Source organism: Robertkochia sediminum, from assembly GCF_016786255.1.
GTDB lineage: Bacteria > Bacteroidota > Bacteroidia > Flavobacteriales > Flavobacteriaceae > Robertkochia > Robertkochia sediminum.
Genome location: NZ_JADMKT010000080.1, coordinates 126,080 through 140,774, shown reverse-complemented (window position 1 = coordinate 140,774; position 14,695 = coordinate 126,080). Strand labels below are relative to the sequence as shown.

Here is a 14,695-nt window from a genome sequence, read left to right as displayed (position 1 = left end):
AAAATAATAATGTCGTTGACCCGCAATGCGGAAACTAGTTTAGCATCCAAATGAACAAGGCAGAATCCTCACAGAGGTGACCACTTATTCATTGCTAAATGTCCAACGGAACGTAAACTATTAGAAAAATGGCAAACAATATAGAAGTTAAAGACCTACTAGAGGCAGGTGTACATTTCGGACACCTTACCAGAAAGTGGAATCCAAACATGGCTCCTTACATCTACATGGAGCGTAACGGAATTCACGTAATTAACCTTTACAAAACTGCTGCTAAGATCGAAGAGGCTAACGAAGCCCTTAAAAAGATCGCAGCTTCAGGAAGAAAAATTCTGTTCGTAGCTACTAAGAAGCAGGCAAAAGACATCGTTGCTGATAAAGCAGGTGCTGTTAACATGCCTTACATCACTGAGCGTTGGCCTGGTGGTATGCTTACCAACTTCGTAACCATCCGTAAGGCGGTTAAGAAAATGGCTTCGATCGACAGAATGAAGAAAGACGGTACTTTTGATACCCTTTCTAAGAAAGAAAAACTTCAAATTGATCGTTTAAGAGCTAAGCTCGAGAAAAACCTCGGGTCGATCTCTGACATGACGCGTCTTCCAGGTGCACTGTTTATTGTAGACACCATGCGTGAGCACATCGCTGTTAAAGAAGCACAAAAATTAAACATTCCAATCTTCGCGATGGTCGATACCAACTCTGACCCAAGAGAGGTAGACTACGTGATCCCTTCTAACGACGATGCATCAAAGTCGATCGAAAAGATCCTTTCGCATGTAACTGCTGCTGTGGCTGAAGGCCTTTCGGAAAGAAAAGCCGATAAGGATGCTGAAAAAGCTGCTAAAGAAAGTGAAGGCCAAGCCGAAAAACCTGCAAAAGCAGAGAAAGAGGCTGCAAAGTCTGAGGACAACGAATAAATAATATTTTCTTAAAGTCGTTAACCGGAATTGATCCCATTTTTATTCCGGTTGACGACCTTATAAACCAAAAATCTTAAGAGAAATGGCAAAAATTACAGCCGCTGAAGTAAATAAGCTTAGAAAATCTACCGGTGCCGGTATGATGGATTGTAAAAAAGCATTGGTTGAGGCCGAAGGAGATTTTGATAAAGCCGTAGAGATCCTTCGTAAGAAGGGTCAGAAAGTTGCCGCTAAGAGAGCCGACAGAGATTCTTCTGAAGGAGCTGTTATCGCTAAGGTAAACGACGACAAAACTACAGGTGTTATCGTTTCACTTAACTGTGAGACCGACTTCGTAGCAAAGAACGAATCTTTCGTTACCCTTGCTAATGACCTTGCTGACCTTGCCCTTAACTTCGACTCTAAAGAAGCTATGATGGAAGCTGACTTCAACGGGATCACCGTTGCTGAAAAGCTTATCGAGCAAACCGGAGTTATCGGAGAGAAGATCGAGATCGGTGATTTCCGTAAACTCGACGCTCCTTTCGTAGGTTCTTATATCCACGCCGGTAACAAGATCGCTACCCTCGTTGGACTTTCTGCTAATGTAGAAGGTGCTGAAGGTGCGGCTAAGGACGTAGCTATGCAAGCTGCTGCTATGAACCCTGTTGCCCTTAACGAAGAAGGTGTAGATCAGTCTGTGATCGACAAAGAGATCGAGATCGCTAAGGAGCAGCTTAGAGCTGAAGGAAAGCCAGAGGCTATGCTTGATAACATCGCCAAAGGAAAACTGAACAGATTCTTCAAAGACAACACCCTTGTTAACCAAGCCTTCATCAAGGACAACAAGCAAAGTGTTGCTCAGTACGTTAAATCTGTAGACGGAGGTCTTACCGTGACTGCTTTCGAAAGAGTAGCACTTGGATAATTATCCGTTTAACAACATACCTAAAAGCCCCTTTGAAATTCAAAGGGGCTTTTTTTATATCTCAATTCCCCGCAAAAACACTAAATAATTTTACTTATTTTTGCAGGGATTTTAATTCATTCTGCCCAATTATATCAAGCAATTCATGCAATACAAGAGAATCCTTTTAAAACTAAGTGGAGAAGCATTAATGGGAAACCGTCAATACGGCATTGACCCCGTTAGGCTTAAGGAATATGCCGAAGAGATCCAAAAGATCGTAGACAAAGGAGTACAAGTAGCCATCGTTATTGGCGGCGGGAACATCTTTCGCGGACTTGCCGGGGCGAGTAATGGTATGGACCGCGTTCAGGGAGACCACATGGGAATGCTGGCTACCGTGATCAACGGACTCGCACTTCAGGGGGCCCTTGAAGACGAAGGCATTCAAACACGACTGCAATCGGCCATTAAGATCAACGAAGTGGCAGAGCCATTTATAAGAAGAAGAGCCATAAGACACCTTGAAAAAGGGCGCGTGGTGATCTTTGGAGGAGGTACCGGAAATCCGTACTTCACCACCGATTCGGCAGCAGTACTTCGTGCCATTGAGATCAATGCCGATGTGATCCTGAAAGGGACCCGTGTAGACGGTATCTACACCGCCGACCCGGAGAAAGACAAGGATGCGACCAAGTTCGACTTTATCACCTTTGACGATGTACTCAACAAAGGACTCAAGGTTATGGATACCACTGCCTTTACACTGAGTCAGGAGAATGAACTCCCGATCATTGTATTCGACATGAACAAACAGGGTAACCTGTTAAAAGTCGTTTCAGGGGAAAAAGTTGGAACAAAAGTAAATCTTTAAGTAAATTCACATTACGTCAGCCATAAAGAACTAATACAGTAAGTCGTTATGAACGAAGAAATTAAATTTATTCTGGACAGCACCCGCGAGTCTATGGATGCTTCCATTTTGCACCTCGAAAAAGAATTTGTAAACATTCGTGCAGGAAAAGCCAGCCCGGCTATGGTGGGAAGTGTTATGGTCGAATATTACGGCTCGCAAACCCCGCTGAGCCAGGTGGCCAACGTAAACACTCCCGATGCGAGAACCATTTCTATTCAGCCTTGGGAAAAATCCATGCTTCAGGAGATCGAGCGCGGGATCATGCTCGCCAATATTGGCTTTAACCCTATGAACAACGGGGAGATGATCATCATCAATGTTCCGCCACTTACCGAAGAGCGTCGTAAAGACCTGGTAAAACAAGCCAAAGGCGAAGCAGAAGATGCTAAAGTATCTATTCGAACCGCACGCCAGGATGCCAACAAGGAGATCAAGAAGCTGGAGGATGCCTCTGAAGACCTCAAATCCAATGCAGAGATCGACGTGCAGGACCTTACAGACACCTATATCAAAAAGGTAGACGAACTGCTCGTTGTCAAGGAAAAAGAAATTATGACGGTATAATATACCTTCAATAGCAAAAGCGATCCTTGCGGATCGCTTTTTTTCATCATCATACCTTACTCACCGTTCTTGAAAAGCGCATTTCACATTCGTTACGTCATGCTCACCACTCTCCTGCTGATCGTAAGCAATGGGTTTGCGCAACAACTACTCACAGGAACCGTTACCGCGAAAGACGAACAAACGCCTCTGCCTTTTGTTTCCATTACAGCCAATGGTGAGTTCATAGCTACCACCGGCCCGGACGGGACCTTTGAGATCACCTTCCCCGGACATCCTACCCCCATCACCTTTCACTACCCGGGATACGCCCCTCAAACCCTGACCCCATCAACAGGATCACCCCTTGAGATCAGCCTCGAAACCACCCTGGAAGACGGCACCGGTTTAACTCAAAAAGTAGCAGAAAAAACTGCCGAAGCACTTATGGCGCGGGTGATTGCAAGCAAACGCAACAACGCTCCTGAAGAAAAGCTTGAAAGCTACAGCTTCCAGTCGTATCAGAAATCACTCATTACAGCCGATCCCGGATCGATACGCGGCCGGGTAGATTCTGTTTTTAAACGCAAGAACGGACAACTCAGCCTGAGAACGGTAGACAGTGGCGCCTACCGCCTGAAGCAACGCATGAAGGGAAGTCACCTCTACATGAACGAAACCGCCATTCGCATAGACTTTCAAAAAGAAAAAGGCCGGAAAGAAACCATATTGGGGTACCAGATGGCCGGATTAAAAAAGAACAAGTACCGTGTACTAACCACCCAGCTACAATCCTTTTCCTTTTACAACGAAACCTATCGCCTGGAACGCGCCACCTTTAAAAGTCCGCTCTCCGGTACCGCCTTGAGTACCTATAATTACCGCATCATAGACACGGTAAGCAACGCAGGCCGTCAAGCCTATCTTATCTGGTACTATTCCCGAAGCAAGAAACCGGAACAACGCATGCAGGGCGCTCTGCTTATAGACACGTCCAGCCTGGCTCTTCAAAAAGGGATCGCACAAATTCAGGGAGACCTGCGCATCAAAGCAGAACAAGATTTTCTGTACTACCCCGAAAAAGACCTGTGGTTTCCGGACAGGGCCAACCTGGTGATCGGCAAGGGAGACAGCAAAAGGCATATCCCCCTGTTTGAAGACGTGCTCTTTGAGGTGGAACGCACCAGCAGAAATCCGAATTGCATACATACCAATCCGGAGTCGACCGATAAGAAAGTACAATTTATCACCTACCTCCGCAACCAAAACATACGACTCAACCAACCGGTGAGCATCACCACACGCAGTGAAGACATACGCATCGACCCGCTTTCTGACCAGCGTGAAGAAACCTTCTGGACCCAGCGCCGTGATAGTCCGCTAACCCTGAGAGAACAGATCACCTACCGCGATCTGGACAGCATTTCGGGAGCGATAAAGATCAATAAGCGTATTGCATTTCTCAACAAACTCTTCAGAGGCTACGTCCCCACCAAATACATTGACTTTGATCTGAAATACCTGATCAAATACAACAATTACGAAGCCTTCAGAACAGGGATGGGTGCCACTACCAACAAGAACTTCTCCAAACGACTTACCCTTAAGGGCTATGGTGTTTACGGTACCCGTGACCAGGACTTCAAATACGGATTTGATGCCGCCTACAAGGTGAGGGAATCTGATGAGACCTATGTCGGGATCAATTACACCGACGACCTCACAGAAACAGGAACTGCTGCCTTTATCACCGCAGGACGAACCTTTTACGTTTTTGAACCCCGCCTGTTCAATATCACCTCTTTTCACCGCAGTAAATCGGGGAGCGCCTACCTGAGTCACGACATCCATCCGGCGCTGCAATTACGCATGCAGTGGACCCAGGCCGACACCCAACCCACCTACCCCTATGTCTATTTACAGCATGACAAGGCCTACTCCCAATTTCAGACCAACACCATTACCGTTTCGGGTTACTGGGCCCCCAACAGCAGGTATCTCGTGTCGGAAGAAGGAAGTTCCCTTTTAGAGCCGGGATGGCCGCAGTTCAACTTACAATTTACCAAAGGTATCAAGGGAATCATGGGTAGTGATTTCGGCTTTACCAAAGTACAACTCCGCATACGCCAGGAAATACACACCTTCGCAGCAGGCTCTGTGAGCTTGAACATCAATGCAGGCTTCGCCAAGGGAGAGCTTCCCATTACCGAGCTCTACCATGTGTACCCCAACCAGCCCACCAAAGACGCCCTGCTTCAGCGCTTTTCGGTTGCCGGATACGACAGTTTCGAAACCATGTATTTTGACGAGTTCTTCTCCGACCGGTATTTCAGTCTGCAAGCCAAATACCTTTTGCCACGCATTAAGTTATCGGCCACCGTAAATCCGCAGATCGTAGTGGTTAACCGCTATGCGATAGGTAATATCAGGGATATAGAGAACCACCTTGGCGTTCCCTTCAAAAGCCTGAGCAAGGGATACTACGAGTCCGGACTTGAATTTAACAATATCTTCTCCGGATTCGGACTGAGCACCATGTACCGCTACGGCCCGTATTCACTGCCCATTTTCGAAGACAACATCTCCTTTAAATTCACCTTCTATTTGTCCTTAGGAATTTAGGGGGAATGCCCTTTGTTTGCTATTTTTGCACGGAAAATTTTTCAGATGACTGACTGGATCACGAGAAACTTCTGGCAGCATGTTGCCCGTCTCATTCTAAGAAACCGTATTGCGATCTTGGTTGCCCTTGCAGGGGTTACCATTTTTATGGCCTCCCAGTGGCAATATATGAGGTTTACATACACCGAGGCGAATATGTTACCGGACGACCACCCGATCAATGTATCCTACAATAAATTCCTCGATGTTTTCGGGGAAGAAGGAAACCTGATCGTCGTAGGGATCAAAGACAGCAGTCTTTTTACTCCAGAGCATTTTAATGCCTGGAATAAGCTCAACAAACAACTTCAGGCCAAACCAGAGGTAGCCCTCGTTGTCTCAACAGACAACCTGAAAAAACTGGTCAAGAATACCGAAAAACAGGAATTCGAGCTCCAGCCCTTTACAGAAGGAGAGGTCGAAAGTCAGCAAGAGGTAGACCAATTGAAGGAAGAGCTTTTTAACCGCCTCCCCTTTTACGAAAGTCTTCTTTTTAATAAGGAAACACAAACCCTGAGGTCGGCAGTATACCTCGACAAAGAGATCGTAAACACATCGGTTCGAAAAGATTTTATATTCAACGATTTCATTCCCCTGATCGAAGAATTTGAAAACAACACAGGCCTCGACCTTCGCGTATCGGGAATGCCCTACATACGCACGCTGAACGCCCAAAATATCATAGATGAGATCGGCACCTTTATTGCCGCTGCACTGCTGGTTACCTCGCTGATCTTCTTTTTCTTTTTCCGCTCTTTCCGAGCCACCATCATCTCTATGGTCGTAGTGATCATTGGCGTAATGTGGGCTTTCGGAACCCTGGGACTGCTCAAATATGAGATCACGGTGCTCACTGCACTTATCCCTCCGCTTATTATAGTGATCGGGATCCCGAACTGTATCTTCCTGATCAACAAATACCAGCAGGAATTCAACAAGCACGGTAACAAGGCCAAGTCCCTGCAACGGGTGATCTCCAAGGTGGGTAATGCTACCTTGATGACGAATATGACCACAGCGGCAGGTTTCGCTACTTTTATCATTACCAACAGTAAGCTGCTTACCGAATTTGGTATCGTTGCCTCCCTGAACATCATCTTTATTTTCATCCTGTCCCTGCTCATCATCCCGATCCTGTACAGCTTTATGTCGATCCCTAAGACGAAACACCTGAAGCACCTGAACAAGACCTGGATCAACGCCTTTGTAGGATGGATGGAAAATACGGTTCGCGAACATCGTATTGCCGTATTCATCGTTTCACTTATCGCTCTGATCACAAGTATTATCGGGATCTACCAGATTCGCGTTTCCGGATCCCTGATCGAAGACATGCCAAAGGGCGCGGCGTTCTTTGACGACATCCGCTTTTTCGAAGAAGAATTTGACGGGATCATGCCTATAGAGGTTATGATCGACACCAAGAGAAGGAATGGGGTTATGAAATCTTCAACACTCAAACGCATGGACGAGCTGGAAGAAGTGATTCGCGAGATCCCTGAGCTCTCCAATCCGATCTCGGTCACCAACCTGGTCAAGTACTCCAAACAAGCCTTTTACAATGGTAACCCTAAGTACTACCAGCTGCCGAACAGCCAGGAAAACACCTTTATACTGTCCTACGCCAAAAAATCGTCGGACAATTCGAACCTGCTCAGCAGCTTTGTAGATTCTACCGGTCAGATCGCAAGGATCACCACCTTCATGAAAGACATCGGCACAGACAAGATGGAAGGCATCGAAGAAGATCTCGAAAAGAAGATCCGTAAGGCATTGCCTGAGGATCGCTATGATGTGACCGTAACCGGAAAGGCCCTGGTATTCATGAAGGGAACAAAATACCTGGTAAACAACCTGGTAATGTCGTTGTCCCTGGCCATTGTATTGATCTCGCTCTTTATGGCCTACATGTTCCGTTCGTTCAAAATGATCCTGGTATCACTTATCCCGAACATCCTGCCGCTTATCATTACAGCAGGGGTTATGGGGTATCTGGGTATTCCTATCAAGCCATCGACCATCCTGGTATTTAGTATAGCCTTCGGAATCTCTGTAGACGACACCATTCACTTCCTGGCCAAATACAGGCAGGAACTTGCTGCCAACCACTGGCACATCAGAAAATCGGTATACAATGCCCTCAGAGAAACCGGAGTGAGTATGTTCTACACATCCATCGTCCTATTCTTCGGATTCTCGGTATTTATGATCAGTAATTTTGGAGGAACCAAAGCGCTTGGCGGACTCGTATCCATGACCCTCTTGTTTGCCATGTTGGCTAACCTGATCCTTTTACCTTCCCTCCTCCTGGCACTTGAAAGAAACATCGCCAACAAACAGGTTCTTAAGGAACCGGTGATCGACGTTCTGGCTGAAGACGACGAAGAGGAAGATTACGAAGAGGAAGAAGACGACAAAGAGGACGAGTAGCCTAAAAAAAAAAGCCTGCCGGATGCCGAAGCACCCAAGCAGACTTTCGAGGTTCCCCCAAACCTACATTGTAATAAGATATAATGTGACACTCAAGACCTATACGCTAAATCCCGAAATCCCGACCATCTAAAATCTTTCTATAGTATTTTTTGCACATTTCATCTAATTTCAAGATCAAATGCGAGGGTAAATTTACCAATAAAAGGTATAATGTCTTACAATTATAAGGAATTATATCGACTATACCCGTTATTTTATCGAATATAACCCCCAGGTAATCTTACGATAACTGTTTAAGCTATGAGATGGTCGAATTAATATTTCCCTATAGCATCATGCGCGGTTAAGACGGAAATATTTTATCTTTGACCCTCAAAATTGACAATACAATGGCACTAGCAGTACACAATATAAAAGAACTACTACAGGGCAAGGCACTTTTGCAGGAAGTCACTGCAAAAGGATGGATTCGTACATTTCGTTCCAACCGTTTTATTGCCCTTAATGACGGATCTACAATTCACAACATTCAGTGTGTGGTCGATTTTGAAAATACACCTGAAGAAACCCTTAAGCGCCTTACTACGGGAGCGGCGATCGCCGTTACAGGAACCCTCGTTGAGAGCCAGGGCCGCGGACAAAAGTTCGAGATACAGGTAAGCAAGTTGGAGGTGCTTGGTGATTCTGATCCGGAAACCTATCCGATACAACCCAAGAAACACTCCTTAGAATTCTTAAGAGAGAAGGCCCACCTTCGTGTTCGTACCAACACCTTTGGAGCGGTCATGCGCGTGCGATCGGCACTTTCTTTTGCGATTCATCAGTATTTCCGTCAGAATGATTTCTTCTACGTAAACACACCTATCATCACCGGTTCTGATGCCGAGGGAGCGGGAGAAATGTTCCGCGTAAGCGCCTTAGACGCCAAAAATCCTCCATTAAACGAAGAAGGGGAAGTTGATTACAAAAAAGACTTCTTTGGCAAGGAGACCAACCTTACGGTATCAGGTCAGCTTGAAGCCGAGACCTTTGCCATGGGATTGGGTAAGGTATACACCTTTGGCCCTACCTTCAGAGCAGAGAATTCAAACACTTCCCGACACCTGGCAGAGTTCTGGATGATCGAGCCGGAGGTAGCTTTTATGGACCTCGACGGGAATATGGACCTTGCAGAAGACTTTATCAAATACGTACTTAAATATGTATTAGACCACTGTGGAGACGACCTTGAATTCCTTGAAAACCGTTTACTACAGGAAGAAAAGAGCAAGCCGCAAAACGAACGCAGCGAAATGACCCTCCGCGAGAAGATCAGATTCGTACTTGACAATAATTTCAAAAGGGTAAGCTATACCGAGGCGATAGACATTCTCAAGAACAGCAAGCCTAATAAGAAAAAGAAATTCCAATACCTCATTGAGGAATGGGGTGCCGACCTCCAAAGTGAGCACGAACGCTACCTGGTAGAGAAGCACTTTAAGGCTCCGGTGATCCTGTTCGATTACCCTGCTAAGATCAAGGCTTTCTATATGCGCCTGAACGAGGACGGCAATACGGTTCGCGCCATGGACATCCTCTTTCCGGGGATCGGAGAGATCGTTGGAGGATCACAAAGGGAAGAACGCCTCGACGTACTCATGGAGAAGGTTAAAGAAATGGGAATCGACGAGAAGGAACTCTGGTGGTACCTGGACCTTAGAAAATTCGGAACTGCAGTTCACAGCGGATTCGGACTCGGATTTGAGCGACTGGTACTTTTCGCTACCGGTATGACCAACATTCGCGATGTGATCCCTTTCCCGAGGACACCGCAGAATGCAGAGTTCTAGGAACCACATCCTTAAGACATCTTAATAAAACTAGCCATTAGCAGGCATGCTATGGCTAGTTTTTTTATTTTTATACAAAGCACAAAGAAGTAATGTTAAAGCAGTCGCTCCAATTTAAATTATCTCAAAAACTATCTCCTCAGCAGATCCAGCTGATGAAGCTTATTCAATTGCCCACCCAGGCCTTTGAACAGCGCATGAAGCAGGAATTAGAGGAGAATCCGGCGTTGGAAAGCGGCAAGGAGGAAATTGACCTGCCCGAGCACGACATGGAGGATCCCTACCAGGATAATGACAGTGAACAGATCAATGCAGACGACATTAACGTTGATGAGTACCTGAGTGACGATGAGATCCCCGAATACCGCCTGCAGTCGAGCAACTATAGCAGTGACGACGAAGACAAGCAAGTACCCTATGCCGCAGGAACCACGTTCCACCAGTACCTGATCAATCAACTGAATACCTACAGGCTAAAGCCCCAGGAATACGAGATCGCAGAATTCCTTGTAGGAAGCATTGATGAGAGCGGTTATATACGCCGTGATCTTGCCGACCTGGTAGATGACCTCGCTTTTACCCAGAATATCTACACAGACGAAAAGGAAGTACTACATGTGTTGCAGGTCGTACACCAGCTGGATCCCGCAGGTGTAGGCGCCAGAAATCTGGAAGAATGCCTCCTCCTTCAGCTTAAAAGCAAAACCCCTACTCCCGCAGTAGACCTGGCCATCGACATCCTGGAGCGTTCGTTCGAACCCTTCAGTAAAAAGCACTACAAAAAGCTCATGAAGCGCCATGACATTGACGAAGAAGAACTTCGCGATGCCATACATGAGATCGAAAAGCTCAACCCAAAACCCGGAGGTGCCTATTCCGGTAACAACCGTATCGTAGAACATGTGGTTCCCGATTTCACCATTCGCATCATCGATGGCGAACTGGAGCTTTCCCTAAACGGCCGTAATGCACCCGAGCTGCATGTTTCCCGGGAGTACAACAACATGCTCAAAGGCTATAAGGATTCCAAGGAAAAGTCGAAATCCCAAAAAGATGCGGTCATGTTCATCAAGCAAAAGCTGGATGCAGCAAAATGGTTCATCGATGCCGTGCGACAACGACAGGAAACCCTGTACATGACCATGAATGCGATCATGCACTACCAGAAGGACTACTTTCTTACCGGTGATGAGCGCAACCTGAAGCCGATGATCTTAAAAGATATTGCCGATAAGATCGATATGGATGTTTCTACCGTTTCCAGGGTAGCCAACAGCAAATATGTCGACACGCCGTATGGCACCAAACTCATTAAGGATCTGTTCTCCGAAGCCATGAAGAACGAGGAGGGCGAGGATGTATCTACGCGGGAGATCAAAAAGATCCTGGAAAACCTCATTGAAGAGGAAGATAAAAGAAAGCCACTTACCGACGATAAGCTGGCCGCATTACTAAAGGAAAAAGGCTATCCGATAGCCCGTAGAACGGTAGCTAAGTACAGGGAGCAACTTAACATACCCGTAGCCCGTCTAAGAAAAGAGATCTGATGAAATTAATCCCCAAACTCATAAGCTTCCTGTTTAATCCGCTTTTCATAGCGTTTGGAGGCACGCTGGCGTATTTTCTCATTACGCCGAGGTTCAGCCCCCCGGAAAACATCAGAGCCATTCTGGCGGCCGTTTTTATCGTTACGGCAGCTATTCCGGTATTGCTTTTCTTTTTGTTAAGGAACCTGGGGTGGATAAGCAGAACGAACCTGTATGAAGCCAAAACGCGTAAAATACCCCTATACATTTACATCGCCATAAGTTATATTGCCCTGATCAAGATCATTCCGTCCAGCTATTCCAGTGAGCTACATTTTTATTTTGTCGGCATCATAGGAGCACTTTTAGCAACCCTTTTCCTTATTTATTTTAACTACAAGGTAAGCCTGCATATGTTAGGCATTGGCGGCCTCACGACATTTGTATTAGGATTGTCTTTTCACTACGAAAAGAACATTACCCTGGGGCTTTCCATCCTCTTTTTGATCATGGGCATCGTAGCCTCGGCCCGACTGTATCAAAGGGCAAATAAAACCCATGAGCTTGCCACCGGCGTGTTACTAGGAGCAATTACCCAGCTCATCACATTTTCGTACTGGTTATAAGATATAGAACATCAGCCCCACCTGCAACGACCTGGAATCGATAGGTTCCCCGGAAGCAGTCTGTACCCCTTCCTCAAATAAGGTGTTAAGCTGATAATAGATGTAGAAGTTCCAGGTGTTATATCCAAAGGTCAGGTAGGTACCGTACAACCATGAATTCACATCATCGTTCTTAAAACTCTCCTTAACATCCTGGGTAACGAAGCTCGAACGAGCCTCCAATATGTAGTTCAATTTAAATCCGGCATATACCCGCCAGAACTTATACCGGGTGGGCGAGGATGCTCTCCAGCGTAATTCCAAAGGAAGCTCTGCAGAAGCGAAAGATATGGTGTTCCTTCTGTAAGTTAGTCCCGGGGCTACAGGATTATAGACAATGGTCCCATTACTCAACTTACGGGCGCGCAATTCGGTATTAATACTCTGATAAGCCAAACCGGCCCCAAGGCCAATGGCTACCGTACGGCTTTTGTTCAGGGGCAGATCTTTTATAAATCCGCCATGCACCCCATAAGACAATTTACTTTGTCCGATATCGGTAGGCTGATCGAGCAAGGCATTGTAATACACCCCAACATAGAACTGGTCTTCAAAATACTTTTCATCATTGATCTGCACGGCGAGACTATCCAGCTGCCCAAAAGCAGGCCAGAGGCTCAAGAGCAAAATAATAGAGGAAACAGCTTTTTTCATAACCACGAGTCTAAGGTATTAAAAAGAAAAACGCTTCCAACCAAAAAAGGCGGAAGCGTTTTCTAACTAATAAAAGTTTATTCGAAATGGATTATTGCATATTTCTGAATGCATCTCCTGATCTTGTCGTATAGTTGATCTTCAATGCATTTACTTTACGCAATTCCTGTTTGATATCTGATATCAGACCCATGTTCGTATCCATATCTACTTTAAGCGCAGTGGTTAGAACGTTTTGCAGTTCTTCACGTTTCTGAGCTCTTTCTGCAAGCACGTATGCAGCTACATCAGATACATCGGCGAACTTATCGTTCAGCTGGATCTTCGGCGCACTACCGTAAGTATCCTGGTATCTTGCACTTGGCTTACCGGCATAGATATAGATCACTCGATCCTTCTTATCCAGTTTCGTAATTTCAGAAGCGAAAGGCAATTCATTTTGAACCATCAAAGAGCTATCTTTCATTACGGTCACTGTCATAAAGAAGAACAGGAGCATGAATACGATATCCGGCAATGATGCAGTTGATACCGCAGGAACTTCTCCATCTTTTTTCTTTTTAAATCTTGACATAGTCTTTAATGAATTTTAGTTACTCTTTGGTTCTGCCTCCGACAGTTTCTGTGGATACATTCCCTGGATTCTTTCAATTCTTGGCTTCAGCTCATCTTTTACACTCTGCTGAGTTTTAGGATCAAGATAATCTGCTTCCATATCCGTAAAGGAACGGCCAAAAAGGCGTTCTGCTTCCCTGTTACGAAGCTCGTTATAAGCTGCTACCAATTCATTCTGTACAGCGATATAAGTACTGTACTGTGTCAGACGGTCGTTTCTCAGGGAGATAACCGCTTTGTTAGGGTGATCCGAAGACGCCGGGTCTCTGTCTCCACGACAGTAGTCACAACGCTCTCCTTCTTCACCTACACCCCCACCGTTGTCGAGGAATTTCACTGCTGCAGCTCTCAGATCTTCGAGACGCATCAGGTTCTCTTCTACCAACAGTTGGTTATTCTTATTTACCTCTACGGTAAATATGTTCTTTTGTTTGATAATTACATCTTCCGGTGTTGCATCATCCATAGGCGGTAACTTACGGTCCAGTCCTGCGTCTGTTTCAATGGTTGTCGTAACCAGGAAAAAGATCAGGAGTAAGAACGCAATATCTGCCATAGATCCTGCATTTACTTCCGGTGCTCCACCTCTTCTTGCCATATTAGTTGTTTAAAAGCTTTTTTACTCCACCGTACAACATAGAGACGATGGCGATAAGTGCAAGAAGGTAAAAGGCCCAAAGTCCGGCACCTACCGTTCTTGAAGTTCCTTCGTCTACTGAGATCCCTTTCGCAGCAAGTCTTTCCAGGTTAATATCGGTACCTGAAGAAAGTACGAAGTAACTTGCCAAAATAACAACCGCAAATACGGCCAGAGAGATCAGTGCTCTTTTCAGTTTCTCCGGGTGGGTGATCAACTGCCAGATGGCCAACGCGAAGGTTACCACTGCAGTGATTATAGTCATCCATTTCCCCAGATTGATCATTAAATCAACCATACCAGATGAAGCGGGGTCGTCGTTACGGGCAATCATCACCCATATCACAAGTCCTGCAACTCCTAATATGATCGCTAATATTTTAGCTATTCTGTACATATTCTTTTTT

At 45.7% G+C, this 14,695-nt stretch carries 13 protein-coding genes; 9 read left to right on the top strand and 4 right to left on the bottom strand.

Annotated features, from left to right (window positions below):
• The first annotated feature begins 128 nt into the window (after positions 1-128).
• The 9 genes from rpsB (at position 129) to IS446_RS13870 (ending at position 12,343) form a co-directional block, all read left to right on the top strand.
• Complete coding sequence (gene rpsB, locus IS446_RS13910; RefSeq protein ID WP_203061364.1) at positions 129-920, top strand: 30S ribosomal protein S2; 792 nt, start codon at positions 129-131, stop codon at positions 918-920.
• 85 nt (positions 921-1,005) lie between these two features.
• Positions 1,006-1,830, top strand: coding sequence for a translation elongation factor Ts (tsf, locus tag IS446_RS13905; RefSeq protein WP_203061363.1), 825 nt, complete (start codon positions 1,006-1,008; stop codon positions 1,828-1,830).
• Positions 1,831-1,975: 145 nt separating this feature from the next.
• Positions 1,976-2,683, top strand: a complete 708-nt coding sequence (pyrH, locus tag IS446_RS13900) for a UMP kinase (protein WP_203061362.1) — start codon at positions 1,976-1,978, stop codon at positions 2,681-2,683.
• Between the two features lie 48 nt (positions 2,684-2,731).
• A complete protein-coding gene (gene frr, locus IS446_RS13895) occupies positions 2,732-3,289 on the top strand; it encodes a ribosome recycling factor (RefSeq protein ID WP_203061361.1) in 558 nt (185 codons plus the stop codon).
• A 99-nt stretch (positions 3,290-3,388) separates the two neighbouring features.
• The gene (locus IS446_RS13890) at positions 3,389-5,890 is read left to right on the top strand and encodes a DUF5686 family protein (protein ID WP_203061360.1); all 2,502 of its coding nucleotides are present in this window, start codon (positions 3,389-3,391) and stop codon (positions 5,888-5,890) included.
• Positions 5,891-5,935: 45 nt separating this feature from the next.
• Positions 5,936-8,359 (top strand): efflux RND transporter permease subunit, encoded by a 2,424-nt coding sequence (locus IS446_RS13885; protein WP_203061359.1) that lies wholly within the window; start codon positions 5,936-5,938, stop codon positions 8,357-8,359.
• A gap of 392 nt (positions 8,360-8,751) precedes the next feature.
• Entirely contained in the window at positions 8,752-10,191 is a 1,440-nt protein-coding gene (gene asnS / locus IS446_RS13880; protein ID WP_203061358.1) for an asparagine--tRNA ligase, read from the top strand.
• A gap of 92 nt (positions 10,192-10,283) precedes the next feature.
• On the top strand, positions 10,284-11,738 hold the full coding sequence (gene rpoN / locus IS446_RS13875; RefSeq protein ID WP_203061357.1) for an RNA polymerase factor sigma-54: 1,455 nt from the start codon (positions 10,284-10,286) through the stop codon (positions 11,736-11,738).
• Positions 11,738-12,343, top strand: coding sequence for a hypothetical protein (locus IS446_RS13870; protein WP_203061356.1), 606 nt, complete (start codon positions 11,738-11,740; stop codon positions 12,341-12,343). The genes rpoN and IS446_RS13870 overlap by 1 nt, the downstream gene beginning before the upstream one ends.
• On the opposite strand, the gene IS446_RS13865 is transcribed toward IS446_RS13870, so the two are convergent.
• The 4 genes from IS446_RS13865 to IS446_RS13850 form a co-directional block, all read right to left on the bottom strand.
• Positions 12,338-13,036 (bottom strand): porin family protein, encoded by a 699-nt coding sequence (locus IS446_RS13865; RefSeq protein ID WP_203061355.1) that lies wholly within the window; start codon positions 13,034-13,036, stop codon positions 12,338-12,340. The genes IS446_RS13870 and IS446_RS13865 overlap by 6 nt on opposite strands.
• 91 nt (positions 13,037-13,127) lie before the next feature.
• A complete protein-coding gene (locus tag IS446_RS13860; protein WP_203061354.1) occupies positions 13,128-13,610 on the bottom strand; it encodes an ExbD/TolR family protein in 483 nt (160 codons plus the stop codon).
• A 15-nt stretch (positions 13,611-13,625) separates the two neighbouring features.
• Complete coding sequence (locus IS446_RS13855; RefSeq protein ID WP_203061353.1) at positions 13,626-14,249, bottom strand: ExbD/TolR family protein; 624 nt, start codon at positions 14,247-14,249, stop codon at positions 13,626-13,628.
• 1 nt (position 14,250) lies between these two features.
• Entirely contained in the window at positions 14,251-14,685 is a 435-nt protein-coding gene (locus tag IS446_RS13850) for a hypothetical protein (RefSeq protein ID WP_203061352.1), read from the bottom strand.
• Between the last annotated feature and the right edge of the window lie 10 nt (positions 14,686-14,695).